This is a genomic window from Thermostichus sp. OS-CIW-33 (genome assembly GCF_054059615.1).
This window is the reverse complement of record NZ_JBSSCH010000002.1, coordinates 204712-220251: the sequence shown is the minus strand read 5'-3', so window position 1 is coordinate 220251 and position 15540 is coordinate 204712. Positions and strand designations below refer to the sequence as shown.

13 protein-coding genes are annotated in these 15540 nt (G+C 56.8%); 7 read left to right on the top strand and 6 right to left on the bottom strand.

Annotation, left to right across the window (positions count from 1 at the left end):
* The first annotated feature begins 127 nt into the window (after positions 1-127).
* From ACVWZG_RS02390 to ACVWZG_RS02380, 3 genes are all read left to right on the top strand, one after another.
* Positions 128-982: a PD-(D/E)XK nuclease family protein gene (locus ACVWZG_RS02390; protein WP_457405523.1), complete on the top strand. Its 855-nt coding sequence runs from the start codon at positions 128-130 to the stop codon at positions 980-982.
* A 209-nt stretch (positions 983-1191) separates the two neighbouring features.
* Entirely contained in the window at positions 1192-2346 is a 1155-nt protein-coding gene (locus tag ACVWZG_RS02385) for an ABC transporter ATP-binding protein (RefSeq protein ID WP_457405521.1), read from the top strand.
* Positions 2340-3290: an ABC transporter permease gene (locus ACVWZG_RS02380; RefSeq protein ID WP_414342559.1), complete on the top strand. Its 951-nt coding sequence runs from the start codon at positions 2340-2342 to the stop codon at positions 3288-3290. Before ACVWZG_RS02385 ends, ACVWZG_RS02380 begins: the two co-directional genes overlap by 7 nt.
* Here ACVWZG_RS02380 and ACVWZG_RS02375 read toward each other — a convergent pair.
* Positions 3273-4292, bottom strand: a complete 1020-nt coding sequence (locus ACVWZG_RS02375) for an aromatic ring-hydroxylating dioxygenase subunit alpha (RefSeq protein ID WP_457405519.1) — start codon at positions 4290-4292, stop codon at positions 3273-3275. The genes ACVWZG_RS02380 and ACVWZG_RS02375 overlap by 18 nt on opposite strands.
* A 203-nt stretch (positions 4293-4495) precedes the next feature.
* Between ACVWZG_RS02375 and crtH the strand changes: the two genes are divergently transcribed.
* The 3 genes from crtH to ACVWZG_RS02360 all read left to right on the top strand — a co-directional run bounded on the left by crtH (position 4496) and on the right by ACVWZG_RS02360 (position 10241).
* Entirely contained in the window at positions 4496-6052 is a 1557-nt protein-coding gene (gene crtH / locus ACVWZG_RS02370; protein WP_457405517.1) for a carotenoid isomerase, read from the top strand.
* Positions 6053-6621: 569 nt separating this feature from the next.
* Positions 6622-7419 carry a hypothetical protein gene (locus ACVWZG_RS02365; protein ID WP_457405515.1) on the top strand — a complete coding sequence of 266 codons (798 nt, stop codon included), beginning with the start codon at positions 6622-6624 and terminating at the stop codon, positions 7417-7419.
* 128 nt (positions 7420-7547) lie between these two features.
* Positions 7548-10241 (top strand): class I SAM-dependent methyltransferase, encoded by a 2694-nt coding sequence (locus ACVWZG_RS02360; protein WP_457405513.1) that lies wholly within the window; start codon positions 7548-7550, stop codon positions 10239-10241.
* 33 nt (positions 10242-10274) lie between these two features.
* Here ACVWZG_RS02360 and ACVWZG_RS02355 read toward each other — a convergent pair whose 3' ends face one another.
* Both ACVWZG_RS02355 and ACVWZG_RS02350 read right to left on the bottom strand, forming a co-directional pair.
* Positions 10275-11000 (bottom strand): Uma2 family endonuclease, encoded by a 726-nt coding sequence (locus tag ACVWZG_RS02355; RefSeq protein ID WP_457405510.1) that lies wholly within the window; start codon positions 10998-11000, stop codon positions 10275-10277.
* Positions 11001-11020: 20 nt separating this feature from the next.
* Positions 11021-11749 (bottom strand): Uma2 family endonuclease, encoded by a 729-nt coding sequence (locus ACVWZG_RS02350; protein WP_457384496.1) that lies wholly within the window; start codon positions 11747-11749, stop codon positions 11021-11023.
* Between the two features lie 150 nt (positions 11750-11899).
* On the opposite strand from ACVWZG_RS02350, the gene ACVWZG_RS02345 reads away from it, so the two are divergent.
* Positions 11900-12325, top strand: coding sequence for a DUF1499 domain-containing protein (locus ACVWZG_RS02345; RefSeq protein WP_414342567.1), 426 nt, complete (start codon positions 11900-11902; stop codon positions 12323-12325).
* Between the two features lie 53 nt (positions 12326-12378).
* Here the strand turns inward: ACVWZG_RS02345 and lpxD are convergent, their stop codons facing one another.
* From lpxD to ACVWZG_RS02330, 3 genes are all read right to left on the bottom strand, one after another.
* Positions 12379-13410, bottom strand: coding sequence for a UDP-3-O-(3-hydroxymyristoyl)glucosamine N-acyltransferase (lpxD, locus tag ACVWZG_RS02340; protein ID WP_457405507.1), 1032 nt, complete (start codon positions 13408-13410; stop codon positions 12379-12381).
* A 15-nt stretch (positions 13411-13425) separates the two neighbouring features.
* Positions 13426-13944, bottom strand: coding sequence for a DUF4330 domain-containing protein (locus ACVWZG_RS02335; RefSeq protein WP_414342569.1), 519 nt, complete (start codon positions 13942-13944; stop codon positions 13426-13428).
* Between the two features lie 66 nt (positions 13945-14010).
* Positions 14011-15534, bottom strand: a complete 1524-nt coding sequence (locus ACVWZG_RS02330) for a hypothetical protein (RefSeq protein ID WP_457415174.1) — start codon at positions 15532-15534, stop codon at positions 14011-14013.
* Between the last annotated feature and the right edge of the window lie 6 nt (positions 15535-15540).

The following is a 15540-nucleotide window of genomic DNA, read 5'->3' as shown; positions in this document are numbered from 1 at the left end:
CAGGATGGAAATTTGGAGCAGGTTGGAAATGAGCTCCTCCGCTGGGCGACCCCTGGTGGCGGTGGGGGTATCCTGAGAGCAGTGGAACTTAGCCCCCTCTTGCCAGCTCTTCCCCTTCGCGACAGCGGTGCGGAGCACTTTGTCTGGGATCCCTGCTGCCCCTTCTCTGGAGAGGTTGAGTCTTGAGCAGGTCAACCTCTCCGCCTCTTCGCTGGCCTTGCTGGACCATTGCCCCCGCCTGTTTCGCTATGTGTACCTGGAGCGGTTGATCTGGCCCGCTGCCAGTGTTTTTGAGCACGAGCTGGAGCAGAGGCGCGGACGGCAGTTTCACCGTTTGGTGGAGTGGCACAGCCGCGGGCGGCAGGTGGAGCCGCGTTTGTCTGCCCTGGATGAAGTGGTGCAGCAGGGGTGGCAGGTGTTTTTGGCCAGTCCCCATGCCCATCCCCAGGGACGGGTGTTGGCGGAGTTGCCCCTGTGGCAACGGATTGAGGGCTTTAAGTTGATAGCCCGTTTGGATCGGCTGGTGATTATCCCCGGATCCCTGCACATCCTGGACTGGAAAACTGAGCGTCAACGTCCTCGCGATGAACAGTTGGCCCAAGACTGGCAGGTGCGCCTCTACCCTCTGTTGCTCTGCGAGGTAGCTCAGCAGTTGCCCCTGGAAGGCCCTTTTGAGCCAGAGCAGGTGCAACTGACCTTTTGGTATGTGCAACATCCGCAGCAGCCCTTCCACCGGTATTACAGCGCCGCCGCCTATGAGCAAGACCTGGCCCACCTAAGAGCCACTCTGAACCACCTGCGGCAACTGGAGGCGCAAGACTTTCCCATGACCCCCCACACTGAGCGCTGCAACAGTTGTCTGTTTCGCTCCCGCTGCCATGGGCTGCTACCGGAAGGGATCCCCTCTCAAGACCTCACGGATTGGGTCTGGCCCATGCAAGAGCCTGCGCCGCCTGAGGATCCCATCCCTGATACCTATTGAGGGCCGGGGCAGGAGCTGTTTTGGCAGCAACCCATGCATACCCTATTATGGGGCCGTTCGCGATAGCGAGACGGAGTCCTTTCTTCCCAACGTTTCCCATCTGGAAAGGCTACGGCCAGGGATCCCCGGTTGCAGGGCTTGGCCTGGAACTTGTGCCCCGGGTGTGGAGGATAACTGCAATTTTCTCGGAGACTTGCATACTGGGTTAGATGGTTTTATCAGCGCTGTCAACTGTGATCGCGGGTGTCATCTCCAGTATTTCTACCCTCCCGGATCCCGACTGGGATGTGGAAGTAACCGGCCTCCACAAGCGTTTTGGCGATTTTGTGGCTCTCAATGGCATTGAGCTGAACATCCGGCGGGGGGAGTTTTTCGGCCTGCTGGGCCCTTCCGGCTGTGGCAAGACCACCCTGCTGCGCATCCTGGCCGGCCTGGAGATGGCCGATGCTGGGGAAGTGGTGATTCGAGGTCGCCCGGTAGGCCACCTGCCCGCCCACAAGCGCAACGTCAACACGGTGTTTCAGAGCTATGCCCTTTTCCCTTTTATGACGGTGGAGGACAACATCGCCTTCGGCCTGCGCATGCGGGGTGTGCGGGGAGAAGCTCTGCGCAAGCGGGTAGCGGCTGCTATGGAATTGGTGGAGATTGCAGCTCTGGCCAAGCGGAAGCCCCATGAGCTGTCGGGGGGACAGCAGCAGCGGGTGGCCTTGGCTCGGGCTTTGGTGAACGAGCCGGAAGTGCTCTTGTTGGATGAGCCGCTGTCGGCGTTGGATGCCAAGTTGCGCAAGCAGCTTCAGGTGCAGTTGTGCGAGTTGCAGCGCCGCCTGGGCATGACCTTTATTTTCGTTACCCACGACCAAGAAGAGGCTTTGGTGACCAGCGACCGGGTGGCGGTGATGCGGGCAGGGCGCATTGAGCAAGTGGGCCTTATCGATGAGGTGTACGAGCGCCCGGCGACGGCCTTCGTAGCCGACTTTTTAGGGGCCAGCAACCTGATCGAGGGGATCGCCTGTGGGACGGACTGTGTGGATACGCCCTTGGGAAAGCTGAAGGTCTTGGGGATCCCGGCCAGCTCGGAACCGGTGCAATTGGCTATTCGCCCGGAAAAGATCCAGCTCTCTCGCAGCGGCTGGGATCTGCTGCCCAACCAGGTGCCGGTGCGGGTGGAAAACCTCATCTACACTGGGGCTGAGAACCAATACCTGTTGCGGACAAACCAAGGTCAGCAGCTCAAGGCCACGGCCCTCAACACCGATATTGAGGATGCAGGGTTTGAGATCGGCGCAGCGCTGGTGGCCCACCTACCCCCGAAAAGCCTAATCCGTTTGCGACCGGATCCCCGTCAGGAGGAGACTGGATGTTGAAGCTGCCATCTCCTGTGGGCAAGTGGATCCCTGGCCAAGCCCAGGTGCGATTTGGGGAGCTGCTCACCCCTTGGCAGGAGTTGGGGCGCAGCCTAATTTTTGCTGGGCCAGGGGTGCTGTGGGTGATGTTTTTTCTGGTGCTGCCGGGGCTGTTGCTGTTGGTGTGCAGCTTTCTCAGCCGCGGGGAGTTTGGCCAGATTCAACTGCCCCTGACCCTGGAGAACTATCTGCGCATTCTCGGCTTTGGCCCCTTGGGATGGACGCCCATCTACTGGCAGATCTTGGGCCGCAGCCTGCTGGTGGCGGGGGTGACCACCTTTTTTTGCGTGCTGCTGGCCTACCCATTGGCTTTCTTCATTGCCGCCCACCCACCCCGACAACGGGATCTGTTGCTCACCTTGGTGGTGGTGCCCTTTTGGACGAACCTGGTGATCCGCACCTATGCCTGGATGGTGGTGCTGGCCCCGGAAGGGTGGCCGGCTCGCTTGGCGGCCTGGCTGGGCTGGATCCCACCGCAAACGGCTCTGTATCCCAGTTGGCTGGCGGTTTATCTGGGCATGGTCTACACGTTTTTGCCCTACATGGTCTTGCCCCTGTACACGGCGGTGGAGCGCATCGATTGGCGGCTGGCGGAAGCGGCACGGGATCTCTATGCCAAGGGTTGGCAGGTCTTTTGGTGGGTGCTTCTGCCCCAGACCTTGCCTGGACTGGCGGCGGGCCTCATTCTGGTGGGGATCCCGGCTTTCGGCATGTTCGTAGTGCCGGATCTGTTGGGGGGCAGCAAAACGCTGTTGATCGGGAATGTGATTCAGTTGCAGTTTGGCTCCAGCCTGGACTATCCCTTCGGGGCGGCCCTCAGCTTTTTGGTCACCGGCCTCACCCTGGGGTTGATCTACGCCTACAGCCGCTACGCTGGCACCCGCAGCCTAGAAAATCTGGTTTGAGGAGCTGCTGTGGGCTTTAAGCAGAGCCGCCAGTTGCTTGCGCATCAGGATCCCGGGCTTATCGGTGAGCATGTGCTGTTCGGTGCTGAGGGTGAGGGGCACGTCGGGATCCGTGGTCTCCAAAATGGCTTTGTCTTCCAAAGTTACAGCCCGGTCAAAGCGGATAACCTCGGCGGCTGGGGTATCGGCTTCGGTGTCGTTGCGCAAACAAAACTGCACCACTTGGGAGGCTCGGTCGTTGATGGGGGTGGGGATGTTGACGATGACATGGCTGCGGCCATTGGGGTAGCGGATGTGAAGGTGGTTGGTGAAGGGCAAATGCCAGGTTGAAGTGGTGGTGCGCTCGGTTTTGGCGGCAGCAATGCCCAGGTTTTTTTGTTGCAGCTCTGGGTTGGCTACACCGAGCACTGTGCGGGTGCGGATCCCGTAGTCCAGCTCCTCGACCTCGAAGTGGCTGGGTACCAAGTCTTCCATACTGCCAAAGGTGTTCTGGTGTACAAAGCTGATGTGGGCGGCATCGAACTCGTTCTCGCAGATGCGCAAGCTGGCACATTCCCAGCGTTCGTAGAACTCGTGGATGAGCCGGTAACTGGGATCCTCAGCTTCCGGGATGACCGGGATCCCCCGTAGAGGCTGGGGATGCAAGCACACCCAAGCATAGCCATAGCGGGCCTGGCAGAGATAGGCGGGAATGCGGTAGCTCTCTGGGATGCGGGCCTGATCCGGCAGTTGCGGCACCTTGACACAGGCTCCCGTGCCATCAAACTCCCAGCCATGGTAGGGGCAGCGAAGGTGGCCGTTGCCAACGATCCCCTTGGACAATTGAGCCGACCGATGACAGCAGCGGTCTGCGGCTGCCTTTGGCTGTCCGGCCTCGTCCAGCCAAAGGACGATCTTTTCCCCCAGCAGCTCGAAAGGTTGCGGGGATCCCTGCTCCAATCGGCTGAGGGGCATCACCGGGTACCAAAAGCGCCGAAAGACAGGATGCTGGGTCACCAACATGGCAAAACCATCTGTGTCGTGTGGCCGGATTCTGTATAGCAAATTCGTGAATTCGGTTCCGTAGCCCGCGCCACAATCTCTATTTGGGGATCTTGCAGATCTGGGCAAACTCATTCCCAGGGGAGCTCAACTCATGGGGAAACCCTAGAACCTCTGGTACGGTAAAGATACTGATCTTGCGTTTGAGTTTCCAGAGGGATCCCTTGACCTCAACTTTGCCTTCTCAGACCCTCTTGCAGGCTCTGCACACCCCTTCCCCTGCTTGGGATGCCATCGTCATCGGTGCTGGGATCGGGGGATTGGTCGCGGCCAGCCAGTTGGCTGCCAAAGGATACCGTGTGCTGGTGCTGGAGAAATACCTCATTCCAGGGGGCAGTGCCGGCTATTTTGAGCGTCCGGATCCCTTAGGCAACGGGATCTACCGCTTCGACGTGGGCGCTTCCATGATCTTTGGATTGGGCACCCAAGGCACCACTAACTTGCTGACACGGGCTTTGGCAGCGGTGGGCCAGTCCATAGACTCTATCCCCGATCCGGTGCAGATTGCCTACCACCTGCCCAAGGGGCTGAATCCCCGAGTACACCGGGATTACGAGCAGTTTTTGCAGGAGCTATCCGGCTACTTTCCCCGGGAAGCCGCCGGCATTCGCCGGTTCTACGATAGCCTGTGGCCCATCTTCAACAGCCTCAACGCCATGGAGCTGCTCTCGTTGGAGGAGTGGGGCTATCTATTTCGTTCTTTTGTGAGCAATCCCCTCGGCTGCCTGACCTTGGCGCGCTATTTGCCGGTGAATGTGGGCCAGGTAGCGCGGCGCTGTCTGCGGGATCCGGATTTGCTGCGCTTTGTGGATATGGAGTGCTACTGCTGGTCGGTGGTGCCGGCGGATCGCACGCCCATCATCAATGCCGGGATGGTGTTTTGTGACCGACACTACGGCGGTATTAACTATCCCAAAGGGGGGGTGGGGCAGATCGCCCAAAAGCTGGCCCAGGGACTAGAGGCCCATGGCGGGCAGATCCGCTACAAAGCACCCGTGCGGCGGATCCTGGAAGAAAGAGGTCGGGCGGTGGGCGTAGAACTGGCCAGCGGGGAAAAGCTCTTTGCCCGCACGATCATTTCCAATGCCACCCGCTGGGACACCTTTGAGCGCCTATGGCCGGGATCCCTGCCCAGGGCGGAGCGGCAGTGGCAAAAACGCTACCAACAATCCCCCAGCTTCTTGAGCTTGCACCTGGGGGTGCGGGCCGAGGCCCTGTCCGGCGAACGCTATTGCCACCACATTCTCCTGGAAGATTGGGATCAGATGGAGGCTGAGCAGGGCACCCTTTTCGTCTCCATCCCCACCCTGTTGGATCCCGACCTGGCTCCCCCGGGCCGCCACATTGTTCATGCCTTTACCCCCAGTTGGATGTCCACCTGGCAAGGGTTAAGCCCAAGCCAGTACCAGATCCAAAAACAGCAAGCCGCCGACCGGCTTATCCGCCGCCTGGAGGCCCTTTGGCCCCAACTGGGATCCCACATTGAACTGAAGGAGATAGGCACCCCCCGCACCCACCGCCGCTTCTTGAGCCGCAGCAACGGCACCTATGGGCCTATCCCCAGCCGGGATCCCTGGGGCTTGCTGGGCATGCCCTTCAATCGCACCGCCATCCCCAACTTGTACTGCGTGGGGGATAGCACCTTCCCCGGCCAAGGGCTCAATGCCGTTGCCTTCTCCGGCTTTGCCTGCGCCCACCGGGTGGCAGCGGATTTGGTTTAGGTTGCCCTTATCCTTGCTACTCCCTTCTCCCTCTGGGAGAGGGGCAGGGGATGAGGGTTGAGCGGCGCAGAGGGTTTGGGAGGCAGTTGATGGTCAATTCAAACAACAATGAGACGCTAGCCAGTAAGATAGCGTCCGTTCCCGAAAGCAGGCTGTAGGCCTTTGAATCAGGACATTGTCCAGAATCAACACAGATGTCCTCTTCAAACTCGGTATTCAGTATCTGATACATTTACGCTGAACACTGCTGAACATCACTGTTCAACTATGCAGCGATAGCATTCTGTTTGTTTCCAAACAGAATGGCGGTATCCCGCAAAGCTTTGAGTAGAATACCCAAAGCGCAGTTTCCGTGTCGTCTTACTACCAATTTTCTGCTTTGCTTTGGCTACCATGTTGGCAGACTCGAAAGTAAACAGAAAGATCAACTGGTAGTAATCCGTACTGAACATATTATACATTATTTTCAGTATAGTTGAGCTTATTATTGACTAGAGTCATGCTCTCCAGCCACCCCTCAAATCCTTATTGGCTATAGTTGCGGCTGTCCGGAAGTGATAGCCGCGGACTTGCTGGACCTGCCGCGGCTGGAGCTGTATGTGGAAGAGGGGTTTGGGGATCCCTGTGCCCTGCTGCAGCAGAAGGGAGTGCCCGAGCGAATTCACGAGGTGAGAGGGGAGCCAGCCAGTTGGCCTAGTTTTGATGCTGTGGTGTGCACAGCTGAGGACTTGCAGCGGCTGGGGCGGCCTGTGAGGGCTAACTTTGCTTTTGTCTTGGCAGAGGACCACCAACTTCTTTTGGCCAATGCCAGTAAGTTAATGGAAGCAGTGTTGACTGGCTTTGACTTTGGCAAACTCAGGTTTTCGGTAAAGCTCTACCCAGACACCGTTTTTTACGAGAGGACGTATCTTAACTTTCCTGTGTTTCTGTCTAGTCAGGTGCAGACGGTTATCGACATCGGAGCTGGGGTAGGCCTTGGTAGCGTTTGTTTTCGGGGTTTCTGCCCTGAGGCGGCCATTCATTGTTTTGAGGTGGATCCCTTGGCCTTGCACCTGCTGCAGCAGAATGCTCTTGGCCTGGGCAACTGCTTTGTGCATCCGGTGGGGCTAGCGGGGCAGAATAGCTGCAGAACTTGTCGGCTCTGGCCGGAGGATCCTCAAGCGAAGTGGGGAGTGGAGCAGCCGCTCCCTTTCCGGGAAGCCAGGGCAGCCCTCAAGGAGTTGGGTTTGGAGCCCATCGATGTGCTCAGGGTAGCTACGGGTGGGGATGAGGTGGAGGTGTTGACCAGCCTGCAAGAGCAGCTCGAAGACATCAAGGTGATTTACGTGGAGTTTACCTCTGAGCAAGACCGCAAGCGGATTGACTAGATGCTGGATCCCTCTCATCTCCTCTGGCAGGGGGAGATCATAGCCGGTCAAAAGGGAGCTCTTTGCTACATAAACAGATTTCATCTTTTCGACAAGAAGTAAGGTCTTAGAGAGGAGAGATAGAAGTCATGAACTCAACTATCATCGTTACAAGTGCCGATAGCAAGTTTTTTGAATTGGTTCAGGGAACTATTCTCTCTATTCGAGAAAAGCCACAGGGCAACTCTGTAGATATTGGATTTTTTGATGTAGGGTGTACGCCAGAGCAGTTGCAATGGATAGGTCAGTACGTTGACTATATCGTAGAGCCAGATTGGAATTACAACGTTCCTGATGTCGATAAACAACCTAGGTACCTCAAAGCGCTGGTCTCTAGACCTTTTTTGCCTGAATATTTCCCAGGTTATGAAGTTTACATTTGGATTGATGCAGATGCTTGGGTGCAAGACTGGTCTGCGATTGATCTTCTTGTCTTAGGAGCAAAAAGAAAGAGCTTCTCAATAGTTCCAGAGTTAGTAGCTAAACATAAGAATAGACCCTGGATGCAAACTTGGATATCTTGGCACTACCACCTTTACTTCTACCACACGGAATTTGATCGTTTAGATATAGAGCCTCTGCTAAATGCTGGTGTGTTTTCTGGTGCCAGACAGTCTATTCATTGGTCAATATGGGGCAAAAGATTAGGTCAAGCTATTTCTAGGTGCCTTGATTTGTGGACAGACCAGTTTGCTCTAAACGTGGCTATTTATAGAGATATAGGTCTGGATAGAGTTGAACTTTTGCCATTAAATTGCAACTGGCTAGCCCATTATGAGATGCCCCAATGGGATTTGCAAAGGAAAATTTGGGTGGATCCTTTTCCACCTCACAATCCAGTAGGAATCATACATCTTACAGCCGACGTTAAGGTGAGACCGACTCATATTGCGCTTACAACTGAAGGTTTTAAAATTGAAGCTAGCTTGCGGTATTCAGGCATCATCTCCACTCCGGTCAAGAGATACGACTACGTATCGCCTAACCAGATTAGAATACATCTTGACCATAGCTTTCCTTCAATGATTGCGGCCGAGCCAAGCTCTCACCCCTGGCCTTATCTACGGAAAGAAGTTCCTCACCTTTGGCATACGGATCTACGTCAACCTACCATCGGCTTTGTTAGTCGGGACGAGGCACACATTCTGTACAATACTGCGCTAAAGTTTCGAGGAAAATCTGCTCTGGAGATCGGCTGTTGGTTGGGCTGGTCAACTGCTCACCTGTCAGCAGGAGGTGTTATTCTCGATGTTGTCGATCCAATTTTGGAAAATCCACTGGCTTATGAGAGCGTGAACCAGTCTCTCTGCTCGGCTGGAGTTAGCTCTAATGTCAATCTCTACCCTGGCTATAGCCCAGGGAAGGTGGAGGAGATTGCCCAGCAAGAGGATTGTCGCTGGTCTCTGATTTTCATCGATGGGAATCATGACTCACCAGCCCCCTTGCAGGATGCTCAAGTGGCAGAGCGCTATGCTGCTGAGGATGCCTTGATTCTGTTTCATGATCTAGCCTCGCCGGATGTGGCTGAAGGTTTGAATTACTTGAGAGACAGGGGCTGGAACACGATGATTTACCAGACCATGCAAATTATGGGAGTGGCCTGGCGAGGCAATGTCAAGCCCGTTGAGCATATTCCAGACCCTGCTGTGAATTGGACATTGCCAGAGCACCTCAAGGACTATCCGGTCTGTAACCTTGAGTTGTCTAGGGTGCTAGAGAAAGTTAAATCTTTTACCTTGCTGGGCTTTGAGCGTCTTTGGAGCCTTTATTCACTGGCTAAGCAGGTTTGTGAAGAAGACATTCCTGGGAACTTTGTAGAATGTGGTGTTTGCAGGGGTGGAAGCTCAGCTTTGCTGGCCTGGGTGATTAAGAACTACAGCCGTCGACCTCGCAAGCTATATGCTTTCGATACCTTCTCAGGTATGCCTGATCCAACAGAGGTGGATCGAGATTATCGAGGAGTTGGTGCCAACGATACGGGTTTTGGATCCGGTGCCTTAGCAGCACCCATTTCGGAGAACTTAGAGGTGGTTGCCAAGGAACTGGGAGTTTGGGATCTCATTGTCCCCGTGCCAGGGCTGTTTGCTGACACCTTGCCTGCCTATCGAGAGCAAGTGGGTGAGATTGCTCTGCTGCATGCAGATGCTGACTGGTATCAATCAACGATGGATATTTTTCATCATTTCTATGATCAGGTTCATTCTCAAGGATTCATCCAAATCGATGATTACGGACACTGGCAGGGATGTTGGAAAGCTGTTCATGACTTCGAGCAGGAAATCGGAGCCTTTTTCAGGTTGCATAGCGTCGATTACACAGGGGTTTGGCTGAGTCCTTCAGAAAACCTGGTAGTGATGAGAGATAGCCTAACAGAAACCTCCAAACCACAAGGGATCCGCCTGAGCAAGATCAACGTGGGCCTTTTCCCCTACTGGGAAATGGAGACAGAGCAGCTTATCCAAGAACTGGAGGGCTTGCTGGAGCCAATTCTGCGCAGTCCTCAGCCAGAAGACTATGCTTTGATCTTCCTAGGGGATCCGGATCCGCAACTGGCCAATCAAACTCTGGAGATAGCTGCAGGCAACATAGCTCTCAGGCTCATGGAAGAGGGGTTAGAGCTCAGTAGAGAGCCGTTCTGTTCAGTGGTAGCTGGCTTGAACCCCTATCAATGGGAGAGACTTATTCCCCAACTCAACTATCGCTATCTCTTGAAGCGGGAGCGCTTTCCCAAGGGATTACGGCCTGCTATTCAAAAGCTACCTGTGTTGCTGTTGGCCTCCTAGGGATCCATCTGTTGTCTTGAGTTACTTGGCTGTCTACAGGGCGTCTGGATCTACCCCTAGCTCTCGTAGCTTCCGGGCCAGGCGCCCTGCCCGTTGTTCGGCCTGCTCAGCCCTTTGCCGCTCCAGTTCGGCCTCGGTGGGTACCAGTTCCCCAGCAGCAGTGGCCCAGCGAATCCAGGTGGCCTCGATGTCCCGAAACCTGCCCTCCCACTTCACTAGGCACAATCCCAAAACCTCGCTCGGCAAGCAACCCTCGGCATCCTCTTGAATTGGCTCATAGCGGTCGCCCCTCAGCCGAAACCCTGCCCAGTCTTCTGGATCAAACGGGTCAAACCAAAAGTACTCCGGCACCCGGATAATCTGCTCATAAAGTTGCTTTTTGCTTGTCTTGTCCTCCTGGGCAGTGCTGGGAGAAAGAAGCTCAATCACCACGTCCGGCCCTTTGCCCTGCTCCCAAATCACCCAGCTTTTGCGCTCGCCTTTAGGCACACCCAACACCACAAAATAATCCGGCCCTTTGAAATTGCGGCCGCGGGTCTGCTCCAAGCTGTAGTAGAGAAACATATTGCCACCGACAAAGCCATCAGGGCGCTGCTGCAGCCAGGTTTGGGTAGTGGAGATGAGCAAGTCCATCTGGCACCTGTGCCGCCAGCTTTCCATAGGTTCGCCGTCGTCGTAGGGTAGCTCGTCTTGGGTGGGGGGCAACTCGGGTAGATAAACCGGATCCAGTACCTCCGTAATTGGGTTCGGGTTAGTCATTGCCAGTTCTCCTCTCTCCCTTACAAGGTATCGGGATCCACCCCTAGCTCCCGCAGCTTCTGGGCCAGGCGCTCTGCTCGCTGTCGCTCTTGCTCAGCACGTTGGCGCTCGATTCTCTCAGCTTCTTCAGGAGTAGGCACCAGCTCCCCATTTGGGAAAAAGTAGCGCAGTTGTTGGTTATGGATCCCCAGATACAGCTCCAGCATCTCGCTCCAGCGCCAGCCCTGCTCCGTTGGCTCAATCTCCTCGTACTTCTCCCCCCTCAGTCGCAAACCCATAAACTCCTGCGTCTCCGGAGAATAGTAAAAGTACTCCGGTGTCCTGAAAATCCTTTCGTAAAGCTCCCGCTTCTCACCCCGATCCACTTTGGCAGTCGATTCCGAAAGCAGCTCGATGATCAAGTCCGGGTATTTGCCACCTTCTTCCCACACCACCCAAGAAGGGCGGGGGCGGTTTTCTACCCCTTTGACCAAAAACAGATCTGGCCCGCGGAAGTCTTTATTTTTGAGTTGCTCTCGGCTGTAGTAGACGGTGAGGTTCCAGGCGAGGAAGTAGTCGTTGCGGTCTTGCCAGAGGCGGGCGAGGCAGCTGACCAGAATCAAAAGCTGCAGGGCATGCAGGGAGTGTTCCATTTCGGGTTCATCACTGAGCAGCCCCTGGGCCGAGGGCATGAGCTCCGCCAGTTGCTGGCGGGTGAGGGGAGTAATCTTTTCCTCGGCTTTCTCTTGGAGTTTTTCTTGGGCCAGCATTTTTGCACTCGGGGCAAGTGAATTAGCTGTAGGCTAACCCATCGATAGAACCGCCGGCAGGTGCTCTGCTTCAGGCTGACAGGGTGATAACAGGAGCGTTCTACTAACTGAAAGGCATAATAAGAGATGTAAACTTCTCCTTTTGTCCGCATGTCTTTCTGGAAACTTTTGGTGGTGATAGCGGTGCTGCTTTTCGGCTTGGCAAGCGGGATCCCCACCTTACAAGCGGCCACCCTGGGTGGATCCCCCTACAATCGCGCCCAACAGGAAGTTGTGATTGCAGCTAGCCCAGACCAGGTGTTAAAAGCGGCTGAGCAAGCCTTTCAAGTTTGGAAGCGGGGGGAACTGGTCTCTGTGGATGCTGAGGCGATGGAAGTGAAGGGGATCTCCCGCACCAACTTTTTTAAGTTCGTGGACGATCTAACGGTTTCGCTGTCGCCAATAGAAGGGGATCCTGGCCATACTCGTCTACACATTACTTCCGAAGGCCGTGTTGGGGAATATGATTTCGGCGGCAACCGGCGCAACATCAACGAGTACCTGAACACTTTGCGGTCGTTGCTGGAGCAGAGCTAGGGCCGACAGGACAAGGCGGGGGACTTATGGGGATCCGCATCTTTTGCCGTCTCTCATGATTCCCTGCTCTGTTCCAGCTTGGCCACACGAGCTTCCAGCTCGCGCAAGGTACGTTGCAGCTCAGGCAAGTGCCGCTGGACGGCCATGCTCTTGCGCCATTCGGAAATGGGTTGATGGGGGTAGCCTGCCACCGTTTGACCGGCGGGGATATCGCTGGTGACGCCTGTTTGGGCGGCCACACGCACGCCATCGCCAATGTGCAGGTGCCCGGCCAAGCCACATTGCCCGGCCAAGATGACGTGGTGGCCCAATTGGGTACTGCCGGCAATGCCCACCTGAGCGATGATCAGGCAGTGGGATCCCGTCTTCACGCCGTGGCCAATTTGCACCAGATTGTCGATCTTGGTGCCGCGGCCAATACGGGTCTCGCCAACGGCGGCCCGGTCGATGGTGGTGTTGCTGCCTACCTCCACGTTGTCTTCCAGCACCACTCGGCCCGCCTGCAGCATGCGCCGCCAGGAGCCATCTGCCAGAGGAATGTGGCCAAAGCCGTCGTCGCCAATGACAGCGCCGCTGTGGATGAGGCAATCATCCCCAATCTCCGTGCGCTCGTGAATAACGCAGTTGGCGAAAAGCTGACACCGGGATCCAATCCGCACGTGGGGATAGATGGTGACATTGGGGTGAATTTGGGTGTGGTCGCCAATTTTCACTCCCTCCATCACCACTGCGTGCGGCCCGATGGCCACCCCCTCCCCCAGCTCGACGCTGGGATCGATCACAGCGGTGGGGTGGATGCCAACGGGCAGGCGGTAGGGTTGGTAGAACAGCTCAATGGCCTGGGCAAAGAGCAGACGGGGATCCCTGCCCCGCAAGCAGGCAATGGAACAGGGCAAAGCCAGCCCTTCCTCCACGATGACGGCGCTGGCCTGGGTTTGCTCCAAGAGAGGTAGGTAGCGGGCCTCGCTGAGAAAGCTCAGCTCCCCTGGGCGAGCCTCCGCCAGGCTGGCCACGCTGTGAATTTCCAGGGTGGGATCCCCCTCGTAGGCACACCCCAATTTTTGGGCAATTTCCTGTAGCTGCATTGGGGTTGACATCCTCTACGATTGCGGCAGCCGCACGTCCATCACGGTGCCGCGCAAGTTGTAGCCAAAGGTCTCTAGCTCTAGGGGAACACCGATTTTGACGCGATTGTTGCCCAGGACGATGCCATTCTCCGTCCGCTGGCCGCGCCCTCGCAAGGTAAACACCAGATCGAGGCGATAGGCTTCGGGATCGGGCAAGTTCTGCACCCGCCCATCGGGGAAAACCACCGGCACGGTACGGCTGACATTTTCCACTCGCACCACCTCCACCTGGCCGTAGGGCTGGTTGCGGATGATCAGGTCAGCCTTCTGCCCCGCCTGAAAAGGTTCCATAGAGCGGCTGCTGACCCCGCGCACAATCATGTCCACTTCCACCGGCAGCGTGGGGCCACCTCCCACCTGGACGACACTGCCCGCCTGCCGACCCGGAAAGAACAAGACGGCGACAATGGCCACCACCACAATTGCCAGAGCTCCCAGATCCAAGAGGCTGACCTTTCCCAAAAGCCGCCCCTGCTCGTCAATGAGCCGCATATCACCTCTCCTCGCACACCCTGTCTTGATTCTAGGCAGGTTTGCTCCCCAAGTGGCTTTCCCGCTCTAAGGGATCCAAGCCAGCGTGCTGCTGCCCAGCGGTAGGCGGCGTTCCCGCCAGCGGTGCGAACCACTTTGTCCATCAGGAATGGGCAGCCCGTCCTGCAAATCCACCAACCACACTTGCGAGGCCATGATGGCTTGCCCGCTACGGCTAAGGGGAGCCGAGGGATCCGGGATCCCTGGGAACGGTTCCAAGAGCGTGTAGGCCAGCATGCGTCCATCCGGGGAAATGCTGAAGTCCAGATCGACGGGATAGGTGGCTCGAACCACCTCTATGGCGTTGCCTGCTTCAGTGCCGAGCGTTATCGCCAGCAGGCGGGGCGACTCGGTGTAGCTGGGGGAGTCCATCGCGACCTCGCCAACAGAATAATGCTCCGCACCGCTAACGTGAGAGACCTCACTGACCAAGGCGTAGAAGATGGGCGCCCGAGGGGAAAAAGCCCCTTTCAGGATGGATCCCTGGGTTCTCAAAATCTCCTCGCTGTTGCCGGTATTGCTGACGATGGAGAGGCTGCGGGTGTAGTCGGGATTGAAGCGCAGCAAAGCCCCGAAAGCCCCATCGGGGCGGATGGCTAAGGTTTGGCCGAACTGGGCTAGAAAGCTCTCCGCTGCCGCCCGTGGATGCAAGGGTACGATCCCCACCCCCTGTCCCTGCGAGATGAGCAGGCTGCTCTCATCGGGGCTAATGAAAAAATCTCCCCCCACCGCCGTATCCAGCTCTAGACGTTCAAAGGGATCCCGGCTCGTTTTCTGGATCCACAGCTCCGTCTGGACGGCAGCCATGGGATCCCGTTGCAGCGGGATCCGCTCTGCCACCACCAGTTCCCCCGTCGGCGAGACTTGGAAGCGCAGGTTTTGGTAACCCTGATGATCCAGCAGCAACCGCGAAGACAGATCCTCCAGATCCAGCCGGTACAGATCCTGGTGCTGTAGGTTGGTGGCCGTGGCGAAATAGTACACGAAGCGGCCATCAGCACTGGGCTGCATTTGGGTTACCTTGACCCCAGCTGGAGTCAGCAGAGTAGCGGCTCCCGTCTCCAGGTTGAACAGAAACATTCGCCCTCGCTGGGCAGGTTCGGTGCTGATCCCCAGCAACTGCCGATCCGGCGTGCGGAATTCTCCCTCGAAAGGCTGGGCCATGGGCTGGCCCCGTTCATCCACGGCTGCCTGCAGGCGCACCCGGTAGGTCTGGCCGTAAGGGGCTGGTTCTGTCAGCGTCCAAAAAAAGCGGCGACCCAGCTTGCGCATTCGGCCTGGCAGAGGGGGCTGGATCTCCAAATGCTCTTCAACACTGACGGGATCCATCGGGCGGTTGAAGGTGAGCACCATCTGCACTTCTTGCGCCCCCACCCGTTGCTGTTGCCAGTTAAAGTCCCGCACGTAAGGAGCTGTGTGGTTGCCCAACACCACCAGGATCACCCCGATGGCCAGGTTGCAGAGGGTGATCCCGGCCACCCAGCGAGCCAGAGGCTGTGGGAACCACCGCGTCAGGGTTGCGCGCCAGTAAGATCCCGACCGGGCAGACATCTGACT

Coding starts and splice junctions, on each gene's coding strand:
- ACVWZG_RS02385 (WP_457405521.1), top strand. CDS start 1,192: ATGGTTTTATCAGCGCTGTCAACTGTGATCGCGGGTGTCATCTCCAGT.
- ACVWZG_RS02380 (WP_414342559.1), top strand. CDS start 2,340: ATGTTGAAGCTGCCATCTCCTGTGGGCAAGTGGATCCCTGGCCAAGCC.
- ACVWZG_RS02375 (WP_457405519.1), bottom strand. CDS start 4,292: ATGTTGGTGACCCAGCATCCTGTCTTTCGGCGCTTTTGGTACCCGGTG.
- ACVWZG_RS02360 (WP_457405513.1), top strand. CDS start 7,548: ATGAACTCAACTATCATCGTTACAAGTGCCGATAGCAAGTTTTTTGAA.
- ACVWZG_RS02355 (WP_457405510.1), bottom strand. CDS start 11,000: ATGACTAACCCGAACCCAATTACGGAGGTACTGGATCCGGTTTATCTA.
- ACVWZG_RS02350 (WP_457384496.1), bottom strand. CDS start 11,749: ATGCTGGCCCAAGAAAAACTCCAAGAGAAAGCCGAGGAAAAGATTACT.
- ACVWZG_RS02345 (WP_414342567.1), top strand. CDS start 11,900: ATGTCTTTCTGGAAACTTTTGGTGGTGATAGCGGTGCTGCTTTTCGGC.
- lpxD (WP_457405507.1), bottom strand. CDS start 13,410: ATGCAGCTACAGGAAATTGCCCAAAAATTGGGGTGTGCCTACGAGGGG.
- ACVWZG_RS02335 (WP_414342569.1), bottom strand. CDS start 13,944: ATGCGGCTCATTGACGAGCAGGGGCGGCTTTTGGGAAAGGTCAGCCTC.
- ACVWZG_RS02330 (WP_457415174.1), bottom strand. CDS start 15,534: ATGTCTGCCCGGTCGGGATCTTACTGGCGCGCAACCCTGACGCGGTGG.